This window comes from Micromonospora sp. KC723, assembly GCF_004348595.1.
Taxonomy (GTDB): domain Bacteria; phylum Actinomycetota; class Actinomycetes; order Mycobacteriales; family Micromonosporaceae; genus Micromonospora.
Window position 1 is genome coordinate 25,763 of the sequence record NZ_SMKD01000028.1, and the last position, 24,333, is coordinate 50,095.

Annotated in this window: 20 protein-coding genes and 1 pseudogene; 7 read left to right on the forward strand and 14 right to left on the reverse strand. The window is 72.0% G+C overall.

Translation table 11 applies throughout. The features are described from left to right. Positions 1 to 24 precede the first annotated feature (24 nt). The gene (locus E1165_RS09385) at positions 25 to 318 is read right to left on the reverse strand and encodes a hypothetical protein (protein WP_132389756.1); all 294 of its coding nucleotides are present in this window, start codon (positions 316 to 318) and stop codon (positions 25 to 27) included. Positions 319 to 771: 453 nt separating this feature from the next. On the opposite strand from E1165_RS09385, the gene E1165_RS09390 reads away from it, so the two are divergent. Next, on the forward strand, positions 772 to 1,653 hold the full coding sequence (locus E1165_RS09390; RefSeq protein WP_132389758.1) for a formate/nitrite transporter family protein: 882 nt from the start codon (positions 772 to 774) through the stop codon (positions 1,651 to 1,653). A 100-nt stretch (positions 1,654 to 1,753) separates the two neighbouring features. On the opposite strand, the gene E1165_RS09395 is transcribed toward E1165_RS09390, so the two are convergent. From E1165_RS09395 to E1165_RS09410, 4 genes are all read right to left on the reverse strand, one after another. Beyond that, a complete protein-coding gene (locus E1165_RS09395; protein WP_243704678.1) occupies positions 1,754 to 2,596 on the reverse strand; it encodes an SRPBCC family protein in 843 nt (280 codons plus the stop codon). Positions 2,597 to 2,600: 4 nt separating this feature from the next. Continuing rightward, entirely contained in the window at positions 2,601 to 3,161 is a 561-nt protein-coding gene (locus tag E1165_RS09400; RefSeq protein ID WP_132389762.1) for a helix-turn-helix domain-containing protein, read from the reverse strand. Between the two features lie 115 nt (positions 3,162 to 3,276). Then, on the reverse strand, positions 3,277 to 4,620 hold the full coding sequence (locus tag E1165_RS09405) for a cyclopropane-fatty-acyl-phospholipid synthase family protein (RefSeq protein WP_132389764.1): 1,344 nt from the start codon (positions 4,618 to 4,620) through the stop codon (positions 3,277 to 3,279). Then, entirely contained in the window at positions 4,617 to 5,999 is a 1,383-nt protein-coding gene (locus E1165_RS09410; protein ID WP_132389766.1) for an FAD-binding oxidoreductase, read from the reverse strand. Before E1165_RS09410 ends, E1165_RS09405 begins: the two co-directional genes overlap by 4 nt. A 213-nt stretch (positions 6,000 to 6,212) precedes the next feature. On the opposite strand from E1165_RS09410, the gene E1165_RS09415 reads away from it, so the two are divergent. After that, a complete protein-coding gene (locus E1165_RS09415; RefSeq protein ID WP_132389768.1) occupies positions 6,213 to 6,932 on the forward strand; it encodes an RICIN domain-containing protein in 720 nt (239 codons plus the stop codon). Here E1165_RS09415 and E1165_RS09420 read toward each other — a convergent pair. Next, the gene (locus E1165_RS09420; protein WP_132389770.1) at positions 6,929 to 8,590 is read right to left on the reverse strand and encodes an NAD(P)/FAD-dependent oxidoreductase; all 1,662 of its coding nucleotides are present in this window, start codon (positions 8,588 to 8,590) and stop codon (positions 6,929 to 6,931) included. The genes E1165_RS09415 and E1165_RS09420 overlap by 4 nt on opposite strands. A gap of 66 nt (positions 8,591 to 8,656) precedes the next feature. On the opposite strand from E1165_RS09420, the gene E1165_RS09425 reads away from it, so the two are divergent. Further along, complete coding sequence (locus tag E1165_RS09425; protein ID WP_132389772.1) at positions 8,657 to 9,307, forward strand: TetR/AcrR family transcriptional regulator; 651 nt, start codon at positions 8,657 to 8,659, stop codon at positions 9,305 to 9,307. Positions 9,308 to 9,317: 10 nt separating this feature from the next. On the opposite strand, the gene E1165_RS09430 is transcribed toward E1165_RS09425, so the two are convergent. From E1165_RS09430 to E1165_RS09440, 3 genes are all read right to left on the reverse strand, one after another. Beyond that, entirely contained in the window at positions 9,318 to 9,791 is a 474-nt protein-coding gene (locus tag E1165_RS09430; RefSeq protein WP_132389774.1) for a hypothetical protein, read from the reverse strand. Positions 9,792 to 9,855: 64 nt separating this feature from the next. Then, entirely contained in the window at positions 9,856 to 11,808 is a 1,953-nt protein-coding gene (locus E1165_RS09435) for a VWA domain-containing protein (protein ID WP_132389776.1), read from the reverse strand. Between the two features lie 3 nt (positions 11,809 to 11,811). After that, positions 11,812 to 13,272: a magnesium chelatase gene (locus E1165_RS09440; RefSeq protein WP_132389800.1), complete on the reverse strand. Its 1,461-nt coding sequence runs from the start codon at positions 13,270 to 13,272 to the stop codon at positions 11,812 to 11,814. 436 nt (positions 13,273 to 13,708) lie between these two features. Between E1165_RS09440 and mgrA the strand changes: the two genes are divergently transcribed. Next, a complete protein-coding gene (gene mgrA, locus E1165_RS09450; RefSeq protein WP_132389778.1) occupies positions 13,709 to 14,698 on the forward strand; it encodes an L-glyceraldehyde 3-phosphate reductase in 990 nt (329 codons plus the stop codon). 33 nt (positions 14,699 to 14,731) lie between these two features. Here mgrA and E1165_RS09455 read toward each other — a convergent pair whose 3' ends face one another. Further along, a complete protein-coding gene (locus E1165_RS09455) occupies positions 14,732 to 15,667 on the reverse strand; it encodes a lytic polysaccharide monooxygenase (RefSeq protein ID WP_132389780.1) in 936 nt (311 codons plus the stop codon). 164 nt (positions 15,668 to 15,831) lie between these two features. Between E1165_RS09455 and E1165_RS09460 the strand changes: the two genes are divergently transcribed. Continuing rightward, positions 15,832 to 17,892: a DUF4153 domain-containing protein gene (locus E1165_RS09460; RefSeq protein ID WP_132389782.1), complete on the forward strand. Its 2,061-nt coding sequence runs from the start codon at positions 15,832 to 15,834 to the stop codon at positions 17,890 to 17,892. 70 nt (positions 17,893 to 17,962) lie between these two features. On the opposite strand, the gene E1165_RS09465 is transcribed toward E1165_RS09460, so the two are convergent. From E1165_RS09465 to E1165_RS09480, 4 genes are all read right to left on the reverse strand, one after another. Beyond that, positions 17,963 to 18,985, reverse strand: coding sequence for a LacI family DNA-binding transcriptional regulator (locus E1165_RS09465; protein ID WP_132389784.1), 1,023 nt, complete (start codon positions 18,983 to 18,985; stop codon positions 17,963 to 17,965). A gap of 61 nt (positions 18,986 to 19,046) precedes the next feature. Then, entirely contained in the window at positions 19,047 to 19,886 is an 840-nt protein-coding gene (locus E1165_RS09470) for a carbohydrate ABC transporter permease (RefSeq protein WP_132389786.1), read from the reverse strand. Continuing rightward, a complete protein-coding gene (locus E1165_RS09475) occupies positions 19,883 to 20,875 on the reverse strand; it encodes a carbohydrate ABC transporter permease (protein ID WP_132389788.1) in 993 nt (330 codons plus the stop codon). Before E1165_RS09475 ends, E1165_RS09470 begins: the two co-directional genes overlap by 4 nt. A 52-nt stretch (positions 20,876 to 20,927) precedes the next feature. Beyond that, a complete protein-coding gene (locus tag E1165_RS09480; RefSeq protein ID WP_132389790.1) occupies positions 20,928 to 22,220 on the reverse strand; it encodes an extracellular solute-binding protein in 1,293 nt (430 codons plus the stop codon). Between the two features lie 248 nt (positions 22,221 to 22,468). Between E1165_RS09480 and E1165_RS09485 the strand changes: the two genes are divergently transcribed. Both E1165_RS09485 and E1165_RS30475 read left to right on the forward strand, forming a co-directional pair. Next, positions 22,469 to 24,094, forward strand: coding sequence for a glycoside hydrolase family 43 protein (locus E1165_RS09485; protein ID WP_132389792.1), 1,626 nt, complete (start codon positions 22,469 to 22,471; stop codon positions 24,092 to 24,094). 127 nt (positions 24,095 to 24,221) lie between these two features. Next, positions 24,222 to 24,333, forward strand: a pseudogene (locus E1165_RS30475) (SigE family RNA polymerase sigma factor); the annotation flags it as partial.

Genomic DNA, 24,333 nt, shown 5'->3' on the forward strand with positions numbered 1-24,333 from the left:
CCGGCGACGTTTGTATCCCGAATCTCAGGAGATGGTCCGTCGCCAGGGGCGGCGGGCGTCGAGTTCGGTGGCGAGCAGTTCCAGGAAGGCACGGAACGCCTCCTCGTCGTGCGGCGTCGGCAGCTCGTCGGTGAGCGGGCCCCGGTGCCGCCGGGCCTGGGCGATCGCCGCGGCGTAGACGCGCGGGCCGGCCCCGAAGTTCCGCCGCTCGACCATGGCGTCGGCCATCCGGCTGGCGGCCACCTCGTCGAGTGCCCGGGTGAAGATCAACCCGTAGAGGATCTGGTTGACGGCACCCTTCCAGTCGTCGCGGGGCATCGCTGGCCTCCTCGGTAACCGCTTCGCCGGGTCGGGGTGACGATGACATGATCCACCCGTGCCGGCCGGTGCGCCGGTGGACCCGCCGGACCGGTGGGATCTCGTCACCCCGGAGGCGACCTCCGGGGGTTCCTCGGCCGGAAGTGCTCTACCTGCTCTTCACCCGGGGGTACGACGCCGACGGCGAACCCGCCTCACGCCGACGAGGCGATCCGCCTGGCCCGGTTGCTCGACCGGTTGACGCCGCCGCCCCCACCGGGCACCGAATGTTACGGCAATGTTACGCCTTGCGTCAGTTCTGCGTCGTGGACGGGTGAGCTGAACGTGATCGGATCATCTACCCTTCGCAACACGGCGGGAATCCGGGGTTCACAGACTCGGTCAACCATCGGGCTCGCCACGGTCCGACAGGTCCGGCCGCCCCTACCGGTTCCATCGTGAAGGAGCGACGTCATGTCGTATGTGAATCCAGGAGACCTGGCCGTCAAGATGATCGACGCGGGTGAGGCGAAGGTCTTCATGGCCGCTCGGGACACCTTGATCCGCGCGTACATGGCCGGCGCCATCCTCTCCCTGGCCGCGGCGTTCGCCGTCACGGTCACCGTGAAGACGGGTGAGCCCGTCATCGGGGCGATCCTCTTCCCGGTCGGGTTCTGCATGCTGTACCTACTCGGGTTCGACCTCCTGACCGGCGTGTTCACCCTGGTTCCCCTGGCACTGATAGACAAACGCCCGGGCGTGCGGTTCCGCTCGGTGCTGCGCAACTGGAGTCTCGTCTTCGTCGGCAACTTCGCCGGAGCGCTCACCGTCGCCCTCATGATGGCCGTGACCTTCACCTTCGCCTTCACCGGCGAACCGAACGACGTCGGTCAGGCGATCGGCAACATCGGCGAAGGTCGTACGGTCGGCTACGCCGAACACGGTGCCGCCGGCATGCTGACCCTCTTCATCCGGGGCGTCCTCTGCAACTGGATGGTCTCCACCGGCGTCGTCGGCGCGATGATGTCGACGAGCGTCTCCGGCAAGGTGATCGCCATGTGGATGCCCATCCTGGTCTTCTTCTACATGGGGTTCGAGCATTCGGTCGTGAACATGTACCTGTTCCCGTCCGGGCTGATGCTCGGCGGCGACTTCTCGGTCATGGACTACCTCGTCTGGAACGAGATCCCGACCGTCATCGGGAACCTGGTGGGCGGTCTGACCTTCGTGGGTCTGACGGTGTACGCGACCCACGCCCGCACCGGCACGACGCGAAACCGACCTGTTTCCCCCGCGCCCGGCGCCGCTCGGAAGCGCGTGGCGACGCCACCGGAGGTTCGCGTCCCGACCAGGTGAGCACGCCGCCCGGCGCGGGCCGGACCGACGAACACCGGGTTCGCGGGTGGCGGTGACGCACGCCGGTGTGGATCGTGGACGCGACCCACACCGGCAGCGGTCAGGCGTCGGCGGGGATGGCCTCCTCCACCCAGATCGGCTGCCAGTCAGCCACCTCGTGGTAGCGGCGCAGCTCGGACAGACCGGCGAGGATCCCCGCCCAGCCCGGGTACGGCGGGTTGCCCTCGTCGAAGCCGCTCTGCACGAAGGTCAGCCTGGTCTTCCCGTCGGAGCCGTCCAGCTCCCAGGTGCCGACCCCCATCGGCCCCCAGTCCACGCCGAGCTTCCGCTCCGGCTCCAGGTCGACGATCTTCGCGGCGCCCGGCGCGTCGAGGCCACCCATGGCGTACCGGCCGCCGACCCACGGCTCGATCCCGATCGGGTACCCGAACCAGGCGCTGGCCTGCTCGGAGTCGATCAGCGACTGCCACACCTTGTCGACCGGGGCGGCGATCAGCAGCTCGCCGCGCAGCTCGGCGGAGGTGAAGTCGGTGCGCGGCAGCGGCTCCCGCCCCTCCAGGTGCGCGTTGAGGTTGGCCAGCGACAGGGACCACCAGGTCTGCAGGACGCCACGGATGCTGCTGCCGTCGAACATCTCAGCCATCCGGAAGTGGCTCTGGGTCAGGGTGAGCAGGGTGGTCTCCGGCGTCTCGGCGGCCAACGACAGCTCGCTGGTGGCCTCCACCCCGTCGAGTGACCAGGCGAAGCGGAGCGTGTGGTCGCCGGCGTGCAGCAGTCGCTGGTGCGGCGCGTCACCCTCGGGCGTGTACCGGCCCCAGAACTCGTACCGGTGGGGCAGGTCGACCTCGGCGTGCTCGGCGAACCAGGCGCGCAGCTCGGTCGGGTCGGTGAGCGCCCGCCACACCGTCTCGACCGGCGCGGCGAGTCGGACGACGATCCTCATCGGTTCAGTCAAGGTCTTTCCCTTTCGGGTAACAGGCCACGGCGAGCTTGAAGGCGTCCCCCTCGGCGCCCCCGTAGCGCGTGAACAGGTCCCGCAGCGTGGACTGCAGGTCGTGCAGAAACTCCTGCCGCCGCTCGGGCGGCACCCTGATCTCGCCGGACACCCCGATCGAGGGCAGCTCCGGCGCGGTCCGGTCGAGCGCGGCGACGTCCGCCTGGACCTCCTCCATCAGGTCGAGCAGGTGGCCGAGGCTCAGCTCGTCCCGGGCCCGGCGCAGCCCGCCGACCCGCCCGACCAGCCGGGGCGAGAGCCAGTACGACCGCGCGGCGGCCTGGTAGATGCCCTCGCTGATACCGCGCACCTTGCGGCTGTCGACCTGCTCGGCCAGGCCGGCCGCCACCAACTGCTTGACGTGGTAGTAGACGCGCTGCGGCGTCTGCCCCAGCCGCGTTGCGACCTCGGTGCAGGTGCGGGGCTCGGCCAACTGCCGAAGCACCTCCACGCGCTGCGGCTTGAGCAGGGTCTCGGCCTGCTCGATCTGCTCCAGGTACAGGACGTCTCTCATAGCAAAAACAATCCTGTACGTAAAAACCTTCTTTGTCAATGGGTGCGACGAAAGGCCGCGCCGGGTGTGGCGCGGCCTTCCGTCAACGCCTCACTGCGTGGCCCACCTCAGCGACTCACGGCGTCCAGTCGGGACGCAGCGGGTAGCCGTTCACTTCCTCCGGCCCGTTGCGGGTCGCGAGCACCTGGTGCAACTGGATGCCGTTACGCGCGAAGGCCAGCCGTGACCCGGCCAGGTACAGCCCCCAGACCCGGGCCCGCCCCTGACCCACCTCGGCGACGCAGAAGTCCCAGTGCTCCACCAGGTTGCGGCACCAGGCCGCCAACGTCAGCGCGTAGTGCTGGCGCAGATTCTCCTCGTGGTGCACCTCCAGCCCGGCGTCGTGGATCTCACCGATCAGCCGGCCCGGCCCGGCCAACTCGCCGTCGGGGAAGACGTAGCGGTCGATGAACGCGCCGGACCGGTGCGGAGCCCGGTTGTCCGCACGGGTGATGCAGTGGTTCAGCAGCCGGCCCTCCGGACGCAGCCGCTCCCGCAGCGCCCCGAAGTACGCCGGATAGTTGCGCACCCCGATGTGCTCGGTCAGCCCGATCGAGGAGACCACGTCGAACTGCTCCCGCGGGGCGTCCCGGTAGTCGAGGTGCCGTACCTCGGCCAGCCCGGACAACCCCTCCCGCTCGATGGCCGCCTGCGCCCACCGCGCCTGCGCCCGGGACAGGGTGACCCCGAGGGCCCGCACGCCGTACTCCCGGGCCGCGTGCCGGACCATGCCACCCCAGCCGCACCCGACGTCCAGCAGCCGCATCCCCGGCTTCAACGCCAGCTTGCCGGCCACCAGGTCGTACTTGGCCGCCTGCGCCTGCTCCAACGAGTCCGTGGGACTGTGGTAGACCGCGCAGGTGTACGTCATCGACGGGCCGAGCACCTTCTCGTAGAAGGCGTTCGACACGTCGTAGTGGTGCGCGATCGCGGAGCTGTCCCGGGCCCGGGAGTGCCGCAGCCCGGTCATCACCCGCCGCCAGCGCGGCTGCGCCTCCTGCGGTGGTGGCGGTGGCGGCAGCAGCCGCTCCCAGCCCAGCCCACGCACCAGGGCCAGCCCCTCCGCCACCGACGGCGCCCGCAGCCGCAACTCGTCCTTGAGCACCCGCAACGCCTCGTACGGGTCGCCGGGGTGCACTCCCTCCAGACCCAGGTCACCGCTGACGTACGCCCGGGCCATGCCCAGGTCGCCCGGCGCGGTGAGCAGGTACGACAGCCCCCGCTCGGAGCGTACGGCCAGGCTGATCCCGGCGTCGGCCGGGCCGATCGCGCTGCCGTCGTACCCGGTGATGCGGACCGGCAGGTCCCCGATGGTGACCGCGCGGATCACGTCCGCCACGGTCGTCGCCGAACGCCGGCCGCCCGCCGGCGGCATGGCCGGCGTGGCCGCCGCCCCCTGTTCCCGATCGGTGAGGCTCATCTTCGTGCTACCGCCTTCTCGTACAGTCCCGTGAGCCGGTGATCCGGGTCGTAGCGGTCCTTCACGGCACGCCAGACGTCGCCGCCGTAGAGCCGGTCGAACGCTTCCCGGTCGTAGTACGCGTCCGAGTAGAGCGACTTGTGACCGCCCGCCTCGGACACCGCCCGCTCGATCGAGCGGTTGACGTCGCCGTCCGCCGCGCCCTCGGCGATCGGCACACTTCCCCAGAAACCGATGTTGACGTAGCTGCGCCCGGGGTGCAGCGGGTACAACGGCCAGGACCGCGCCGAACCCGGGCCGCCCGGCTCCCGCAGCCGCAGCGGACAGAGCCAGACCGGGGTCATCCCCACGTGCCGGGCGAACCAGCGCAGGAAATCGGCCGTCCCCTCCAGCGGAATCTCCACGTCCTGCACCACCCGCTCGCGGGCGGGTCGCCCGCGCCAGCGGTCCACCCGGGCCGCCACCCGGTGCCGGTGCTCGAGGCGGACCAGCCGGTGGTAGACGTCGCTGCGTCGCCACCGGGCCGGCCAGAGCCGACGGACGAGCGGATGCTGCACGCCGAACGCCGACGAGCACCAGAACCAGTCGGTGTCCCAGCGCCACAGGTAGTGGTACGTGGTGAGCGCGTCGCGGGTGCGCCGGCGCAGCGAGCGGTAGTAGATGTCCTGGCCGGTGTAGTCGCTGAGCCGGGGCGCGTCGTCGGTGAAGGTGGCCAGCACCAGGTACGCCTCACCGGGGCTGAACATCACCCCGTCCATCGCGTCGACCGGCTGGCCCTCCCACTCGCCCTTGAGGATCACCTCGCCGACGGCGTCGGTCAGCTCCTCGAGCCGGGCGAACCGCACGTTGCGCAGCACCACCGCGTGGCGTACGGGTTGCAGCTCGATGCGCAGCCGGGTGGCGTAGCCGAGACTGCCCAGTGAGTTGGGGAAGGCGGCGAAGAGCTCGGCGTGCTCCCCGTCGGGGCGGGCGGTGACGAGGTCACCGGCGCCGGTGAGCACGTCCATTTCGGTCACCGACTCGTGCGGCAGACCGTTGCGGAACGACGTCGACTCGATGCCCAGCCCGGTGACCGCACCGCCCAGGGTGATCGTGCGCAGCTGCGGCACGACCAGCGGCATCAGCCCGTACGGCAGGGTGGCGTCCACGAGGTTCTCGTAGGTGCACATGCCCTGCACGTCGGCGGTGCGGGCGTCCGGGTCGACGGCGAGCACACCGTCGAGCCCGGAGACGTCCAGCCCGGGCGCGCTGACCGCGGCCCGGGGACGGAAGAGGTTGGAGGTGCGTTTGGCGAGGCGTACGGGTTGCCCCGGCGGCACGGCCGCGTACGACCGCCGCAACGTCGCCACCGCCCGCTCATGATCACGCAGTGCGCGCATGAAGTCACCTTACGCGCCGAGCGCACTTCTCGCGGGATGCCCATGGTGGCCGTTTCGCGGCCGGGACGGGACACCCACGTCACCTCGACCGGGTGACCATCCCGTACGGCCCGACCACTCCTCGTTGTCGGCACACGACACACCGTCGTCGGTCGGGTCACCGCCCGGCGGGCCGGGTGGCCCCCGCCCCGGTCGGTGAGTCACTATGCCCCCATGTCCGTCCCCGACGCACACCACGACCCCTCCGGCACCGTCTACGCCGGCCGCCGGGCCACCCGCCGCGGTCTGCCCCGGGATCCGCTGCTGCGGGTAGCGCTCGCCACCGGGCTGGTCGGCGTCCTGCTCGGGGTCTTCTTCGCCACCGGCGTGCTCGGCGGCGGCGACGAGCCCTCGGTGACGCCGGCGGCCGTACCCGCTCCCGCCTCCCCGTCCGCCGACCCGGCGTCGGAGAGCCCCGAGCCGACGCCGACCTCGGCCTCGCCGTCACCGTCGCCGCGCAGTCTCCCGCCGCGTACCCCGCTGGCCGGGCCGAAGGTGCTGCGCTCCGCGACCTCCGGGCTCTGCGTCGGCACCGACGGCGACGACGAGATGGCCCAGGCCCGACTGGTCGCCTGCACCGGCGGGCCGGAGCAGCGCTGGGTGGTCAACCAGGTCGCCCCCGACGTGTACACCCTCACCAACGCCGCACACGGCCAGTGCCTGGACGTCGACGGCGGCAGCGGCGACGACGGGGCGAAGCTGCTCCAGTACCCCTGCCACGGCCGGGACAACCAGCAGTGGCGACTGATCGGCAGCAGCGGCGGGCCGGTGCTGGTGGTCGCGGTGCACTCCGGCAAGTGCGCGCAACCGCAGGACGGCGCCGCCGAGGCCGGCGCGGAGCTGCGCCAGGTCCCCTGCACCAGCGCCGCCGCGCAGCAGTGGACCGTCGACTAGGCCGCGGTGCGGGACCGGCGGCGGAGCGGGGAATTGGGCTTGGACGCGGCTAGCGGATCCCAGTCGGGGCTGATCGGGGTGAGCCTGGACGGGTCGGCGATCACGGCACCTTTCTTGACTTCGGCGCTGAGCGGGCGGCGGAGGATCGCTCCGGCGGTGCCCAGGCCGCTGCTGACGGCGCCGACGATGCCGCTGCCCCAGATGGTGCTGGCGCCGGTGAGCCACAGGCCGCGGATTTCGGTGCGCGGGCCGGGTCGGCGTGGACCGATCTGGTCGGCGGCCATCTCGATGCCGTAGCAGGAGCCGAGGGTGGACAGCGTGAACCGTTCATGGGTGAGCGGGCTGGACGCCTCCTGCCAGACGATGTGCTGACGTAGGTGCGGGATCACGGTGGTAGCGCGGTCGATCAGCTGCTCGGTGAGGCGTCCCCTGAGCACGGCGTACTGCGGGTCCTTCCGGTAGTCGTCGCCGCTGGGCCAGAACGTGCCCTGCGGGGCGAGGCACATCACCTCGAGGGTGGAGTGTCCGGACGGAGCGGCGTGCGGGTTTCCCGGATCCTTGGTGGTGGCCGAGGTGAGGAAGATCGGCACCTCGTCCGGGATCCGGCCGTCGTAGATGTCGCGGTAGACCTGTTCCACATCGGCGTGTGGGTAGCACCAGTATGTGCTGTTGGGCAGCTGGTCGGCGAGGTCGATGTCGAGTCCGAGATAGACGCTGAACAACGGCAGCGCCATCCGGTACTTCTCCACCCGGGCGACGGTGGCCGGCGCCAGGTGGTCGCGGCCGACGAGGTCGAGGTAGGTGCGCTTGAGGTCAGCGCCCGACACCACGATCGGGGCGCGGATCGCCTCGCCCCCGTCGAGCTGGACGCCGACCACGGTTCCGTCGTCTGTCAGGATGCGTGTGACGCGCGCCTTGGTGCGCACCTGGCCGCCATGGGTCTGGATGACGTCGATGAGATGAGCCGGAATGACCTGACCGCCGCCGCGCGGGTACCAGGCGCCGCCGGTGAGATAGTGGTCAAGGAAAGCGCCGTGCAGCGCCACCGAGGTCCGCGACGGCGGCACCCCGTAGTCGCCGGACTCGCCGACGATCACCGCCCTGGCCAGCGGACTGAGCCGACACGCGGCGAACAGCCAGGTCAGCGGCAGTAGCCCGACGGAGGCCAGGGTCGGCGCCGCCCGGACGAACCGCAGCATGCCTGCGATGGTCCATCCGGGGATCGCGGCGGCACGCAACTCGGCGCCGATCCGTCGCAGGATGCCCACGCATAGCCGTAGGCCACGCTCCTGGTCGGGGAACGCCTCGACCAGCCGAGCCAGGTAGGTGTCCCAGTCGCTGGGCACCCGGAACGTGAGATCAGGGAACACCAGCGTCGAGTGGCCGTCGGGGTCGAGCTGGCGGAAATCGATCCGACCGTCCAGTCCGAGACCGCGCAGTGCCGCCGTCATCCGCCCTTCGGGGTGGCACTCACCGATGTAGTGCATGCCGACGTCGAACTCGTACCGGTTCCCCTTGCGCCGGAAGACCTGGCTGCATCCGCCGGCTACCTGGTTCTGTTCGAGCACGAGAGTGCGCTTGCCGGTAGCGGTGAGATAGGCGGCGCAGGTGAGCCCGCTGAGGCCGGAGCCGATGACGATCACGTCCCAGTCGTTCATGTGAACCACCTCCACCGAGCAGTATATCAGTCGCTATATCAAACGCTATAGCACTAGGATCGGTCCGTGGTCGAACGTCGTACCGATCCCACCGTGCGTGTCCGCCTCCTGGAAGGCGCCGCCCGCCTGCTCGCCGAGGAAGGCCCTTCGGCGCTCACCCTGCGCCGAGTCGCCGCCGAGGCCGACACCTCCACGATGGGGGTGTACACGCACTTCGGCTCGATGGCCGATCTTGCCGACGCGGTGGTCACAGAAGGCTTCGCCCGGCTGGCCGCGCGACTCGCCGAGGTGCCACACACGGACAACGCGATCACCGACCTGGCCGGCCTGGCCCGCGCCTACCTGGTCAACGCGCGCCAAAACCCGCACCTGTACGCCGTCATGTTCGGTACCGCCCCGCTGGGCATGTACCGCCCCCAGACCGCCGACGAGCGCACACGCGGCCGGTACGCCTTCGAGGAGATCGTGGAGACCTGCGGTCGCGCCGTGAAACAGCGACGACTGCGACCGGCCGACCCGCTGGCGATCGCCAGCCAACTATGGACCGCGATGCACGGCTACGTGATGGCCGACGTCGGCGGCTACTTCGGCGAGGACGGCACCGAGCTTGTCCTGGTGCCCATGCTCGTCACCATGCTCAGCGGCCTCGGCGCCGATCCAGACACCGCACTCGCGTCGATCAAAACACTCACGGCGACCGACGCCACCCCCCGCTAGGCCGACGACGCTACGCGTCGCCGCCGTCGCGCAGCATCCGCAACTGGGCCAGGTGCTTGGGCAGGTGGACGCGGGTGTGCAGGTCCAGCGTGCGCGACCACGGCAGCGGCTCGTCCACCCGCAGGTCGAAACCCTCCCGCAGGTGCGTGTCGACCGGGGTGTCGGCGGTCGGGCCCAGCCGCTCCACCAGGGCACAGAGCCTGCCGCTGGTGGCCCGCAGCAGAGTGGCCACCCCGTCCAGCCCGCCGTGCGCGGTGACCAGCTCGTCCACCTCGCCCCGGTGGACGGACTCCAGGTCGTAGTAGGCGAACGGGGAGCCGGCCAGCACCGCCTCGGTCGCCTCGCTCATCAGTTCGTCGTTGGCGGCCAGGTGCGCCACGATCTGCTCGGCGCTGAGCTGCCCCGCCGGCGGCGGACCGAACCCGCCCGCCGCCACCTCGTCGAGCAGCTCCTCGTACGCCCGCCGCAGGCCGCCGCTGTCCATGGCCCCAGTCAACGTGCCCCGGGCCGGGCGGCACCGGCCCGGCGGGCGGGATCACCCGGACGGGTCAGCGACGGCCCCGGCGGGCGCGCAGGTAGTCGGAGACGACGTACTCGCCGAGGTCGTCGACGTCGGGGGTGAACATGCGGCCCTTCGAGCGGCGGGCCACCGCGTCGACGAACCGGCGCAGGCCCGGGTCGTCACCGAGCATGAACAGATTGAGCGTCGCGCCGTACCGGGTCAACCGGTCCACCTCGCGGACGGTGGCCTCGATCGTCTCCGGCAGCGGCGGCCAGTGGAAGTAGGCCTGCCCGTCGTCCGGGTCCAGGTGGGCGGTCGGCTCACCGTCGGTGACCACCAGCACCACCGGTTCCGCGCCCGGATGCCGGCGCAGGTGCCGTCCGGCCAGCCGCAGCGCGTGCTGGAGGTTGGTGCCCTGCTCCAGGTCCGGCTCCACCGCCGCCAACTCCTGCCGGGTCAGCGTCGTCGCCTCCCGGCCGAACCCGACGATCTGCAACGCGTCCTGCGGGAACCGGGTCGCCACCAGGTGCGACAGCGCCAGCGCGGTCTGCTTCATCGGCCCCCAGCGCCCCTGGGAGACCATCGAGTACGACAGGTCGACGCAGAGCGCCACCGCCGCCGACGCCCGCCGCTCGGTCTCCACCACCTCGAAGTCCTCGACCGCGAGCGGGACCGGCACCGTCGGACCGGCCCGGCGTACCGCGCGGGTGAGGGTACGCACCACGTCCAGCGGCTGCTCGTCGCCGTACTCCCACGGGCGGGACCCGCCGCTCACCTCGCCGGCCGCGCCGGCCGCCCGCAGGTCGTGCTGGCCGCGAGGGCCGGCGGTCAGGTCGGCGAAGACCTTCCGCAGGGCGGTGCCGGCGAGCCGGCGCAGCGCCTTCGGGCTCAGGGTCAGCCCGTCGGCGTCCCGCGCCACCCAACCCTGGCGGCGCAGCTCCCGCTCCAGCTCCCGCAACCGGCGTACGTCGTCGGCGGCGTCGCGGCCCAGCGTCCGGGTGACCGCCTCGACGTCCACGTCGTCCAGGCTGGCGCCGGGATGCCCCTGTTCCAGGGCGTCCAGCAGCTCGTCCAGCTCCGCGATCTCACCGAGGGCGCCGGTGGCCTCGCCGTAGCCGAGCGGCTGGTCACCCCGGACCCGCTCCCCGCGCTGCCAGTTCAGGTCGGGCCGCAACGCGCGCAGGTGCCCGTCGAGCGCGGCCAACTCGCCGGCCAGCCGGTCGCCGAGGGACTGGCGCATCAGCCCGGCCAGCTCCTCGCGCTGCCGCTCCGACAGCGACCGCATCAGCCGCTCCCCGGCCGCCGACCGGCGGGCCAGCACGTCGACCAGTTCCTCGACGTCCTTCGGCCGCTCCGGGAAGAACTCGCCGTGCCGGCGCATGAACTCGGCGAACGCGTCGGTGGTGTCCTCGGCGCGGGCGTGCCGGGCCAGCAGGTCGTTCAGGTCGCGCATCATCGCGGCGAGCTGCCGCCGCACCTGCGGGTCGGCGGCGGCCCGCGCCGCGTCACGCAGCCCGGCGAACCGCTGCTCCAACACCTCGCCGCGGAGCCCGTCGAGGATCCGCTGGTATGTGGTGCGGGCCTCGGCACTGGCCCACCGGTAGCCGGACAGCTCCGCCACCGCCCGGGCCGTGGACCGGGGCAGGTTCTCCAGCACCGTCTCGGCGAAGCGCGCCTCGTCGCCGTCCCGGCCGCGCAGCTCGTCGCGCTCCGCCGCGAGGGCCTGGTCGAGCAGGGCCCGGGCCCGGGTGACGGTGCCGTCCAGGTCACCCCGGCGCAGCGCCTCCCGGCGCAGCCGCCTGGCCCGGGCGGCCAGGTCGTCGAGGCCGCCCCGGCCCTGTGGACCGCGCCGCAGCAGGTTCCGCAGCGCCTCTCGCAGGCTGCCACCGGCGAGCACCTCCGTGCCGACCTCGTCCACCGCGGCCCGCACGTCGTACGGCGGGGCGAGCGGATCGGGCCCGCCGCGCCACTGGCCGTACCGGGACCGGTTGCCGGCCACCCGTCAGCCCCGGCCGCCGTAGACAGTCCGCCCCGACTCGGTGACGTCCTTGCCCAGCCGCCGGGTCAGGTGCAGCCCTTCGAGCACGAACTCGACGCCGGCGGCGGCCTGCTCCGGGGTGGGCGCGTCGCCCAGACCGAGCCGGTCCAGCGCCTTCGCCAGACCGGGCACGGTGCCGACCTGGCGCAGCAGCTCGGCCGAGGCGACCAGCTCGCCGGTCTCGATCACGGTGTCCTCCGCCACCAGGGCGGTGAAGCCGGACAGGTCCAAGCCGGCCAGCCGGGCCCGGAACGTCTCGGCGGTGGCGGTGCGCAGCAGGTGCGCCAGGATCTCGATCTCCCGCCCCTCCTCGCCGCTCTCGAACTCCACCTTGCCGCGCAGGGTCGAGGTGACGGAGACGGCGTCGCCGACCCGGGCCACCGGCGCCTCCCCGCGTACCCCGTCGGCGGCGGCACCGGCGAGCAGGCCGGAACGGCGCAGTGCGGCGGCGGCGACCGTCTCCGCGGCGGCGATGGCGAACCGGGCGGAGACCCCGGAGCGCGGGTCCACCGACGGCGACTCGCGCACCGCGCGGGCGAACCGGGCGAGAACCTCCAGCAGGTGTTCCGGCACCTCGGCGACCAGGTCGGCCTCCTGCCGGACGAGCGCCAGCTCCAGTTCCAGGTCGACCGGGTAGTGGGTACGGATCTCCGCGCCGAACCGGTCCTTGAGCGGCGTGATGATCCGCCCCCGGTTGGTGTAGTCCTCCGGGTTGGCGCTGGCCACCAGGAACAGGTCCAACGGCAGCCGCAGCTGGTAGCCGCGGACCTGGATGTCCCGCTCCTCGAGCACGTTGAGCAGCGCGACCTGGATCCGCTCGGCCAGGTCCGGCAACTCGTTGACCGCGAAGATCCCCCGGTTGGTGCGGGGCACCAGCCCGAAGTGGATGGTCTCCGGGTCGCCGAGGGTACGCCCCTGGGCCAGCCGGATCGGGTCGACGTCGCCGACCAGGTCGCCGACGCTGGTGTCCGGGGTGGCCAGCTTCTCGCCGTAGCGCGCCGAGCGGTGCAGCCAGCCGACCGCCAGGTCGTCGCCGGCCTCGGCGACCAGCGCGCGGGACGCCGGGGTGAGCGGGTGCAGCGGGTGCTCGTTGAGGGCCGAGCCGGGGATCACCGGCGTCCACTCGTCGAGCAGCGCCACCAGCGAGCGGATCAGCCGGGTCTTGCCCTGGCCGCGCTCGCCGAGCAGCACCATGTCGTGGCCGGCGAGCAGGGCCCGCTCGACCTCCGGCAGGACGGTGTCGTCGTAGCCGACGATGCCGGGGAACCGGTCCTCGCCGGTCCGCATCCGGGCGAGCAGGTTGTCGCGGAGTTCCTGCTTGACCGTGCGGTACTGGTGGCCGCCCGTACGCAGTGCGCCGAGCGTGCCGGGCAGGTCGGCAGGCGGGACCGGGAGAACCTGGTTGGGCGCAGTCACCCGACCCAGGCTAGCGCAGGAGAACAAGGGTGCCCCGTCGACCGACGGGGCACCCTTGTCCCCGGTGGTCGCGGGCCGACGGCCCAGGGGCCGGCCCGCGACGTCAGCCGCGATCGCGGCGGGCCGGCGATGCGGGCGCGCTGCTCATGGCGAGCGCGGCGACCCGCGGCGGCCAGGTCGATCTCGGCGGCGGCCGCGTTGCGTTCCATCTGCTCCACCCCGGACGCACGGGGATGGCCACCACGTTCGGGTGCCGCAGCAGGTACGCCAGCGCGATCTGGCTCGGTGTGGCGTCGTGCGCGTCGGCGACATTGGTCCGAAGCTACCCCCGCCGATGTGACCGCACGCCCGGCCAGCGGCATGATGGGGTGGCGTCGAGCTGGAGGCGGGAGTTGCCCCGGCTCCGCTACGAGCCGCACGCCGGGCGCGGTTAGGGTCTTCAGTCGTGACCTACCTCGCCAGCGACGACCGTTACGACTCTATGACCTACCGCCGCAGCGGACGTAGCGGGCTACGGCTGCCCGCCGTCTCGCTCGGCCTGTGGCACAACTTCGGACCGGACCGGCCCTACGAGCGGCAGCGGGACATCATCCGGCGCGCCTTCGACCTGGGGATCACCCACTTCGACCTGGCGAACAACTACGGGCCGCCGCCCGGTGCCGCCGAAGAGGCGTTCGGCCGGATGCTCGCCACCGACCTGAAGCCGTACCGGGACGAACTGGTCATCTCCAGCAAGGCCGGATACCTGATGTGGCCCGGCCCGTACGGCGAGTGGGGCTCGCGCAAGAACCTGCTCGCCTCGCTGGACCAGTCGCTGCGCCGGATGGGCGTGGAGTACGTCGACGTCTTCTACTCGCACCGCTTCGACCCGGACACCCCGTTGGAGGAGACGATGGGCGCGCTCGACGCGATCGTCCGCTCCGGCAGGGCGCTCTACGTCGGCGTCTCCAACTACGATTCCGAGCAGACCGCCCGGGCCGCGGCGATCCTGCGCGACCTGGGCACCCCGTTGTTGATCAACCAGCCGCGGTACTCGATGCTCAACCGCCGGATCGAGGACGACGGCCTGCTCGACACGCTGGCCGGGGTGGGCGCGGGCTGCATCGCGTACAGCCCACTCGCCCAGGGACTGCTCACCGACCGGTACCTGGCCGGCATCCCGGCGGACTCCCGGGTACGCACCAGCGTGTTCCTCAACGAGAGCGACCTGACCGAGGAGAAGCTGGCCACCATCCGAGGGCTCGGCAAGGTCGCCGAGCGGCGTGGCCAGACCCTCGCCCAGCTCGCGCTCGCCTGGGCGCTGCGCGACCAGAGGATGACCAGCCTGATCATCGGGGCGAGCAGCGTCGCCCAACTGGAGACGAACGTCGCCGCGGTCGACAACCTGGACTTCGCCGACGAGGAACTGGCCGAGATCGACCGCCTGCTGGGCTGAGCCGGCGAGCGCCGAGGGGTGGGCGGGCCGCCGTCACCAGACGCGGCGGCGGCCGGCACGGTGGTTGCGCACCCCGCAGGGGCGACCCGGGGGCGGGGCGCTGGGCCGGCGCAGCCGCAACACCACGATCGCGCCGAGCAGCACCGCGGCGGCCGCGGCCCCGCTCGCCAGCAGGTACGTGTCGTCACGCAGCCGGGACACCGCCGCCACCGGTACGCCGCCCGCCCCGGTCTGCGCCGGCTCCGCCGTGAACACGGGCGCGGCGGTGGGCTCCGGTACGCCCGCGGCGCCGGTCGGCCCGGCCAGGACCTGCGAGGCGGTGACGTCGGCGGACGGGGACTCGGCCGACGGCTCGACGAAGTCCACGTCGGAACAGGAGTAGTAGGTGTCGGCGCTGTCCGAGTTCTGCCACACCGTGTAGATCAGGTGCCGTCCGGTCAGCCCGACCGGCAACCGCCCGGTGAACTCGTACGCGCCCTTGCGCAGCGGCGGGTCGGTGACCGTCACGAACGGACGCTCCGACAGGTCCGACCAGGTCAGCCGCTTCCGCGGGTCGTAGCCGGGGAGCGTGGCGTAGAGCCGGAAGGTGCCCTCGTGCGGGACGGTGCCCGCATAGCGGAAGGTGAACCTGGTTCCGCCGGTCAACTCGGTCGCCGGCCAGTCGTCGCGGGCCAGGTCCAGCCCCCGGTACGCGGAGAGGCCGCCGCTGCACAGCTCGCCGTCGGGAATCTTCTCCCGGTCCCGGCCGGCGACGCCGTACTGCCGGATGTTGTCCCACTCGCGCAGCGCCGCACCGGCCTTCACGGCCGCCCGGCAGGCGGGCGTCGAGGCATGCTCCCCGGCCGGACCACAGGCCGCGTTGCGGCTGACCGGGCTGGTGGGCGCGCCGTGCGCCGCGGCCGGCACCGCGGTCAGCAGAACGGTCGCGGCGCCGGCCGCGACGGCGGCGAGCACTCGACGTACGGGCATCAAGGTGGACCTCCCGGGCACTGGTACGGACGGCGGGCGGCAAAGGTTCACCCGCGGTCGACGGGCGCGACGGCGCGGCTCGCCGGCCGGATCCGGTTCAGGGGACGGCGGACGGTGGAGGTTGGCTCTACAGTGACCACACCTCAGTGACCAAGGAGCGTGCCGTGTCCGAGCCGCCACCCCCACCGGACTCCCCCGGGGCCACCGTGCCCCCCGGTGGGACCGACCGTCCACCGTCCACCGACGGGACGCCCTACCTGCTGGTCCTGCCGACCACGGACGGCACACCGCCGAGCCTGGTGTGGCCGGGTCAGGAGGGCCAGCCCGGCTGGGCCATCCCGGTCTCCGTCCCACCCGGCACCCGCGGGTTCGCGGTCTTCGTACCCCTGGTGCCGGCCACCGGCGATCCGACCGCCGCCCCCGTGGTCCCGACCCGCGGGGTAGCCGCTGAGGCCACCACCGCGGAACCCGGCACCGGCCCGGCCGGCGAACCGGGCAGCCCGGCCGCCGTGCAGGCGTCCCCGGCCGACCGGCCGGCCACCGGAACGGCCGGTACGCCGGCCCCCGTCGGCCCGACCGCCGAGCCGACGGGGGCTGGGCCCGCGACGGCTCCGGCCGCACCGGCGCGTCCCGGCCCGACCACCGCGCCCACGCCGCCCGACGGGTCACCCGTGCCGCAGTACGGCGGGCCGCCGGTCTCCTGGGCGCCCCGGCCGATCCCGCCGGCCCCGGGCTTCCTCCAGCGCCGCTGGCCCGGTCCGAAGCCGGCCACCGGCTGGGCGGTGCCCGCCGCCGTCGCGGCCGGGGCGTTGGGCGTGGCCTCCTTCGTCCCACTCGGCCGGGTCGGCATCGGCTGGTTCCTGGGCTGGCTGGTGCTGACCGTCGCGGTGCTCGTCGCGGTCCGGCGCGGCACCGCCGGGATGCCCCGCGCCGAACGCCTGGTCCGGGCCGGCTGGGCGGGGGCGGCGCTCGCGCTGCTGGCCGTGCTCGCCTTCCGCAACGCCTGGTGGCTGGTGACCTTCTGCGTGCTCGGGGCGCTCGGCTGCGCGGCGCTGGCGATCATCGGGGGCAAGCTGGTCCGCTCGATTCTGTACAGCCTGGTCGCGGCCCCGTTCGCGGCCTTCCGGGGGCTGCCCTGGGTCCGTCGGCACGTCACGACCGCCGCCGACTCGGGAATGCTCCGCCGGGTGGGCTGGTCGACGGTGGCCACCGTGCTCGTGCTGTTGGTCTTCGGTGGCCTGCTCTCCTCCGCCGACGCCGCGTTCTCCGAGGTTCTCGGGGTGATCGTGCCGGAGATCAACATCAGCGGCGTGTTCCGGTGGATGTTCCTGGCCGTGGCGGGCGGCCTGATCGCCGTCGCCGCCGTGTACACCCTGGCCGCCCCGCCGGACCTGTCCACGGTGGACCGGCCGGGCGAGCGCCGGCTCGGCACCGTCGAGTGGGCCCCGGCCATCGCCGCGTTGACGGTGCTCTTCGTCGGCTTCGTGGCGGTGCAGTTCACCGTGCTCTTCGGTGGGCAGCGGCACGTCCTGCGCACCGTCGGGCTCAGCTACGCCGAGTACGCGCGCAGCGGCTTCTGGCAGCTCGTGGTCGTCACCCTGCTGACCCTGGCGGTCCTCGGCGGGGTCAGCCGGTGGGCCCGGCGGGAGCGCCGGGCGGAGCGCGTCCTGCTGCGGGTGCTGCTCGGCCTGCTCAGCGCGCTCAGTGTGGTGATCGTGGTCTCGGCGCTGTCCCGGATGTACACCTACCAGAAGGTCTACAGCTTCACCGGCGAGCGGATCTTCGTGATGGCGTTCGAGCTGCTGCTCGGGGCGGTCTTCCTGATGATCCTGGTGGCCGGCGTCCGCTGGCGGGGGCGGTGGATCCCCGGGGCCACCGTGGGTCTGGCCGTGGCGATGCTGCTGGGGTTGGCCACGCTCAACCCGGAGGACTACGCCGCCCGGCGCAACATCGCCCGGTACGAACAGACCGGCAAGATCGACGCCTGGTACCTGCGGGCGCTCTCCGCCGACGCCACCCCGGCGCTGGCCACGCTCCCCGACCGGGTCCGCCGTTGCACGCTGAGCTGGATCGACGACGATCTCGGCCGGCCGGATCCCTGGTACGCCTGGAACCTGGGCCGCGAACGGGCCCGCACCGAACTCGACCGGCTCGGTCCACGGGCGATCGGCGGGCAGAAGGACTGCAAGGCCGCCGACCAGTTCGACCTGCCCAAGACGCGTTGATGCCGCCGCGTCGCCACGGTCACCGGCCGTGGCGACGCGGTCCGGGCGGACGGTACGACAGACGCCGCCCTCAGCCGTGCCGGGGGGCGGCGGCGCTGTCGCGGACGATCAGTTCGGTGGCGAGTTCGACGCGAGGGCTCTCGATCTTCTCGCCGTTGGCCAGTCGTAGCACGGTGCGGGCCGCCAGCATGCCCATCTCGGCCAACGGCTGCCGGATGGTGGTGAGCGGCGGCGAGCACCACCGGACCTCGGGCAGGTCGTCGAAGCCGACCACACTGACGTCGTCGGGTACCCGCAGGCCGCGTTTGCGGACCGCCTCGTAGACGCCGAGTGCCATCTGGTCGCTGGAGGCGAAGATCGCGGTGGGCGGATCGGGCAGGGCGAGCAGCTGGGTTCCGGCGGTGTAGCCGGCCTCGTGGTAGAAGTTGCCGGGGCGGATCAGGGTGTCGTCGACGGCGATGCCGGCGGCGTCGAGCGCGGCCCGGTAGCCGTCCAGCCGTGCCCGGCTGCACATCAGCTGTGGCGGGCCGGCGATGAAGCCGATGCGGCGGTGACCGAGGCCCAGCACGTACTGGCTGGCGCTCAGGCTGCCCGCCCAGTTGGTGGCGCCGATGGTCGGCGCGTCCTGCGGGGCCACCCCGGCGGGATCGACGATGACCACGGGGACGTGGAGCCGGCGCAGCTCGGCCTGCAACGGCGGCTCCACCATCGAGGTCACGAAGATGACTCCCTCGGTGGAACGGGCGCGCATGTTGTCGAGCCACTGCTTCGCCGCGGAGGTGCGCCGGTGGATGGCCGACACGACGGTGCCGGCCCCGCTGGCGTGCGCCACATCCTCCACCCCGCGGATGATCTCCACGGCCCACGGGCTGTCCAGGTCGTTGAAGACCAGGTCGACCAGAGCGGAGTTGGTGCGCCTGCTCGGTGGCCGCCGGCGGTAGCCGTGCCGGGTGAGCAGTTCCTCGACCCGTTCCCGGGTGCCCGGGGCGACGTCGGAGCGGCCGTTGAGGACACGGGAGACCGTGGGCACGGAAACGCCGGCCAAGCGCGCGATCACCGCGATGGTGACGTTCCTGTTGTCGCCAGAGCCCACGGTCCACCTCTCGTTGTGGCGGGAGCCTACGGTGGCAGAAGGCTACCGCAGGCGGTGTCGGTCACCCCTTGACGCTGCCGGCCAGACCACCGATCAGCTGGCGTTCGGCTACGGCGTAGAAACCCAGGGCCGGCACCATGGACAGCACCACGTAGGCGAGCACCCGGGCGGTGTCGTCGGAGTACTGGCCCTGGAACGCCTGGACCCCGAGCGGCAGGGTCCACCACCCCTGGTCGGTGAAGACGACGAGGGGAAGCATGAAGTTGTTCCAGCTGGCCACGATCGCCAGCACGGACACGGTGGCCAGGGCCGGGCGGGCCATCGGCAGCAGGACCCGCCAGAAGAACCCGAACGGGCCGCAACCGTCCAGCGTCGCGGCCTCCTCGACCTCGCCCGGGATGGTGCGGAAGAACTGGCGCAGGATGATGATGGTGATCGGCAGCCCGAAGGCGGCCTGCGGCAGGATCACCCCGAGCGGGTTGTCCAGCAGTCCCATCCCGCGCAGCAGGACGAACAGCGGCAGGATCGCCACCGCGAAGGGGAACATCAGCCCGACCGCGAAGAGGGTGACCAGGAACTCCCGGCCCCGGAAGGCGAAGCGCGCGAAGACGAACGCGGCCATCGCCCCGGCACCCACGACGATGAGGGTGCTGCTCACGGCGATCAGGAGGCTGTTGCCCAGGTGCCGCCAGAACACCCCGGAGGTCACGATGTCGGTGTAGTTTCCGGGCACCCACGGGTCGGGCAGGCCGAGCGGGTTGGTGGAGAGCTGGCCGTTGTCCTTGAACCCGCCGATCACCCCGAACCAGACCGGTACGACGATGAGCGCGCCGACGGCGACGCAGATGAGGTGCAGCACGAGGCGGCGGGCCCGTAGGGCCGGGTTCGCCGGGCTGGTCATCGCTGATCTCCCTGGACGGTGAGGGCGCCCTCGGTGTCCCGGCGCAGGACGACGCGCTGGTAGACGAGGGCGAAGGCGAGGCTCAGGACGAACATGACGATGCTGATCGCACTGGCGTAGCCGACCTCGAAGCGGCGGAACCCGTACTGGAACATCGTCACGGCCATGGTCTCCGAGGCGTGGATCGGGCCGCCGCCGGTGAGCACCCAGACCATGTCGAACAGCTGGATGGTGCCGATGACCGACAGGAACACGGCGATCCGGATCGTCGGTCCGAGCAGGGGCAGGGTGACGTGTCGGAAGGCCTGCCAGGCGCCGGCGCCGTCGGTGACGGCGGCCTCGTGCAGTTCCCTGGGGATGCCCTGCCGGGCGGCCAGGAAGAGGATCATGTAGAGGCCGAAGTACTTCCAGGACACGACGAGGAAGACGGCGAACAGCACGGTGTCCGGGTCGGCGAAGACGGCGCCCGCCTCGGCTCCCAGCCACCGCGAGATCACCTCACCCAGCCCGCGGTTGGGCGAGAACACCAGGGTGAAGAGCACCGCGGTGGTGACCTCGGAGAGCACGTACGGCGCGAAGAAGACCAACCGGTAGAGGCCACGGCCCTTCAGCGGCTGGTTCAGCAGCATCGCCAGGCCCAGGGCGGCGGGTAGCTGGATCGTCAGGGAGAGCACGATCAGCACGAACCCGCGCCACAGGTCACCGCGGAACACCGGATCGGCGAGGGCCCTGGTGTAGTTGTCCAACCCGACGTGGTTTTCCGGCAGGCCGAAGCCGTTCCACTTGTACAGGCTGGCGTAGCTGGCCACCGCGATGGGCGCGACGACCAGCAGCAGGAACAGCGTCAGGGAAGGTGTCAGGAAGACGGCGAGGGCGCGACGGCGGCCCGGCCGGGGACGGTGGCCGCGCTGCCGCGCGGCGTCCGGCCCCGGCGGGCCGGTCACCACGTCGCCGCGCCCGGCGTCCGGCACGGTCGATGGCCTGGTCATGCCTGCTCCACTCGGTGTTCGCCGACGGCTACGGGGCGGTGGGTGGCCATCGCTACTGGCTCTTCGCCACCTGGGTGATGTCCTTGACGATCTGCGCGGGCGTCTTCGTGCCGGCGATCAGTTCGGCGACGCTGTCATTGATCTGCTGGCCGACGGCGGGCGGGTACGCCTGGTCGAGGTAGAGCTGGAAGCCGCTGGCCTTGGCCAGGTTCTCCGCGACAATCTTCTGGTTGGGGTCGGAGATGGCGTCGGCCGCGTCCTTGACGGTCGGCAGGACCGCGCCGGTCTTGGCGGCCCGCCGCTGGTTGTCGGCGGTGAGCAGGAACTTGAGGAAGTCGACAGTCGAGGCGGGGGCGTCCTTGCCGACAGCGAAGCCGTTGCCGCCGCCGAACGCGTCCGAGGCGGAGCCCTTGCCGCCGTCGACCGCGGGGAACGGGAAGAAGCCGAGCTTGTCGCCGATTCCCTTCTTGCTGGTGGAGCTCGACGCCTGCACGCTCGGGGCCCACTGGCCCATGAGTTCCATGGCCGCTCCACCGTTGCCCATCGTCGCGGCCTGCCCGTCCGCGGAGCCGTACTCGGCGCCGAGGAAGCCCCGCTGGAACGGTTGCAGGTCGACCAGTTCCTTGAGCCGTTCGCCGGCGGCGACGAAGTCGGGGGTGTCGAAGTTCTTGTCCTTGGCGGCCTGCCGCAGGGCATCGAGCCCGCCGATGCGCATGGCCAGGTAGGCCCAGTAGTAGTGGGCCGGCCACTTGTCCTTGCCGGCCAGGGCGACCGGCACGATGCCCGCGCCCTTCAACTTGCGGACGGTGTCGAGGACGCCGGCCCAGCTGGTGGGGACGGCGCTGACACCGGCTCGGGCGAAGAGGTCCTTGTTGTACCAGAAGCCGATCATGCCGACGTCGAACGGCACACCGTAGATCCGGTCGTCGATGGTGTACGGCTGCACGGCGGCGGGCAGCAGGCCGCCGATCCACGGCCGCACCTCGTCGGTGATGTCCTTGACCAGACCCGCGTCCACCTGCTGCTTGAGCACGCCCCCGCCCCAGGACTGGAACAGGTCGGGCGGAGAGCCGGCCTGGGTGGCGGTGGTGAGCTTGGCCTTGAACGCCTCGTTCTCCAGCGGCTGGATCTCGATGGTGACGTCGCTGTGCGCGCCCTGGTACTCCTGGGCCATCGCCGCCCACACCGGCAGCATCGGCTCGGTGTTCTGGATGTGCCACCAGTTGATGGCCTGCGGGCCGCCCGCGTTGTCGGAGCCGCCGTCACTGCACGCGCTGACCAGGTAGGCGCCGGCACCGGCGCCGACGAGGCCGAGCAGCGTTCTGCGGGAGAGGTGCACTGTCATGATCCATCCCTTCGAGGACTGACGAGGTGCTCGGATGCCGGGTCGAACCGGCGGGATCTGGAACGTGGATCTCCGGAAGTTTCGGTGCATCACCGGTAGTACCGATCGATGGCCGGCACGCTACGAGCACTTCCCTCCCGGGTCAAGAGGTCTGTCGCAACCAGACGCGAACCGCTAGCGTGGTCAAGACTTCCTGAGTTTCCGGACGCCATCCGAAAGTTTCCGAGAGCCGCATCAGAGGAGCCGACGTGTCGACCGAGACCGCTGACGTGGCGACCGCTGCCCGGTCGATCCGCAACCCCGTCCTCGCCGGGTTCCACCCGGATCCCTCGATCCTGCGGGTCGGCGACGACTACTACCTGGCCACCTCGACCTTCGAGTGGTATCCCGGGGTCCGCGTACACCACTCCCGCGACCTCGTGCACTGGCGACCGCTGGGCGGGATCATCACCGAACGCCGCCTGCTCGACCTGCGCGGCTGCGGCGACTCCAACGGGGTGTGGGCACCCGACCTGTCCTGGTACGACGGTCAGTTCTTCCTCGTCTACAGCGACGTCGCCAGCTTCGCCAGTGGCTACTGGGACCCACAGAACTTCCTGGTCACCGCCCCCGACATCACCGGCCCCTGGTCCGACCCGGTGAAACTGCACGGCCACGGCTTCGACGCCTCACTGTTCCACGACGACGACGGCTCCAGCTGGCTGCTCAGCATGAGCGCCGACTGGCGACCCGGCCGCGACCGCTTCGGCGGCATCGAGATCCAGCGCTACGACCGGGACGCGCGCCGGCTCGTCGGCCGGCCCCGCCTCCTGTTCACCGGCACCCCGGTCGGGCTCACCGAAGGGCCGCACCTGTACCGCCACGACGGCTGGTACTGGCTGATCACCGCCGAGGGGGGCACCAGCTGGGAGCACCAGGTCACGGTGGCGCGCTCCCGCGAACTGTTCGGGCCGTACGAGGTGGACCCGGCCGGGCCGCTGCTGACCTCGGTGGGCCGGCCCGAGCTGCGGTTGCAGAAGGCCGGCCACGGCAGCCTGGTCCGCACCCCGCACGGCGAGTGGTACCTGGCGCACCTGGTGGGCCGCCCCTACACCCCGCTGGGCAACTGCGTACTGGGGCGGGAGACCGCGATCCAACGGGTCGACTGGCCGTCGGGCGGCTGGCCCCGGATCCCCGGTGGCGTCCCGGCGGACGAGGTCACCGCGCCCTGCCTGCCCGCGCACCCGTGGCCGGCCGAGCCCGCCACCGACCACTTCGACGGCGCGGAGCTGGGCCCGTGCTGGTCGACCCTGCGCCGACCGGCCACCCCGGACTGGATCGACCTGGGGTCCCGCCCGTCGTACCTGCGCGTCCACGGCGGACAGTCACCGGTGGGTCGGCAGACCCCCAGCCTGGTCGCGCGGCGGGTCGGCGCGACGCGCTGTTCGCTGGAGACCGTGGTCGAGTTCGACCCGGTCGACCACCGCCAACTGGCCGGGGTCACCGCCTACTACAACACGCTCAACTGGCACCACCTCTACCTGACCCGGGCCGACGACGGCCGGACGGTGCTGGAGCTGCTCAGCGCCGACAGCGGGCGACGCACCCCGTACCCGGAGCTGACCGTGGACGCCACCGGCGTCACCCGGGTCGGCCTGCGCGCGGAGTTCGACGGGCCCGTCGTACGCTTCGGCTACGACCTCGGCGCCGGCTGGCGACATCTCCCGGTGGAGCTGGACGCGACCATCCTCTCCGACGAGCACGCCGCGCTGATCATCGACGGGGAGCCGGCGGCGTGGGGATTCACCGGGGCGTTCCTCGGTCTGTGGGTGCAGGATCTCGGCGGCGACGGTGGCCACGCCGACTTCGACCTCGCCACCTACCGGGAGCACTGACCCCGGCCGTCAACCCATCCCGCCCTCGCTGCCCGCGACTCGTCGCGACGACAAATCTCGCCCCGCCGAGCAACCCCCGGCGCCACCGACCCCGTGACTATCTCCGAATCAGGGATCGGAGGACGGAATGGGCGATCGTGACGCGGCATTCGCGGAGTACTTCGCGGCCAGGTCGGAGGCGATGCGCGGCACCGCGTACCTGCTCTGCGGTGACTGGCACCGGGCGGAGGATCTGGTGC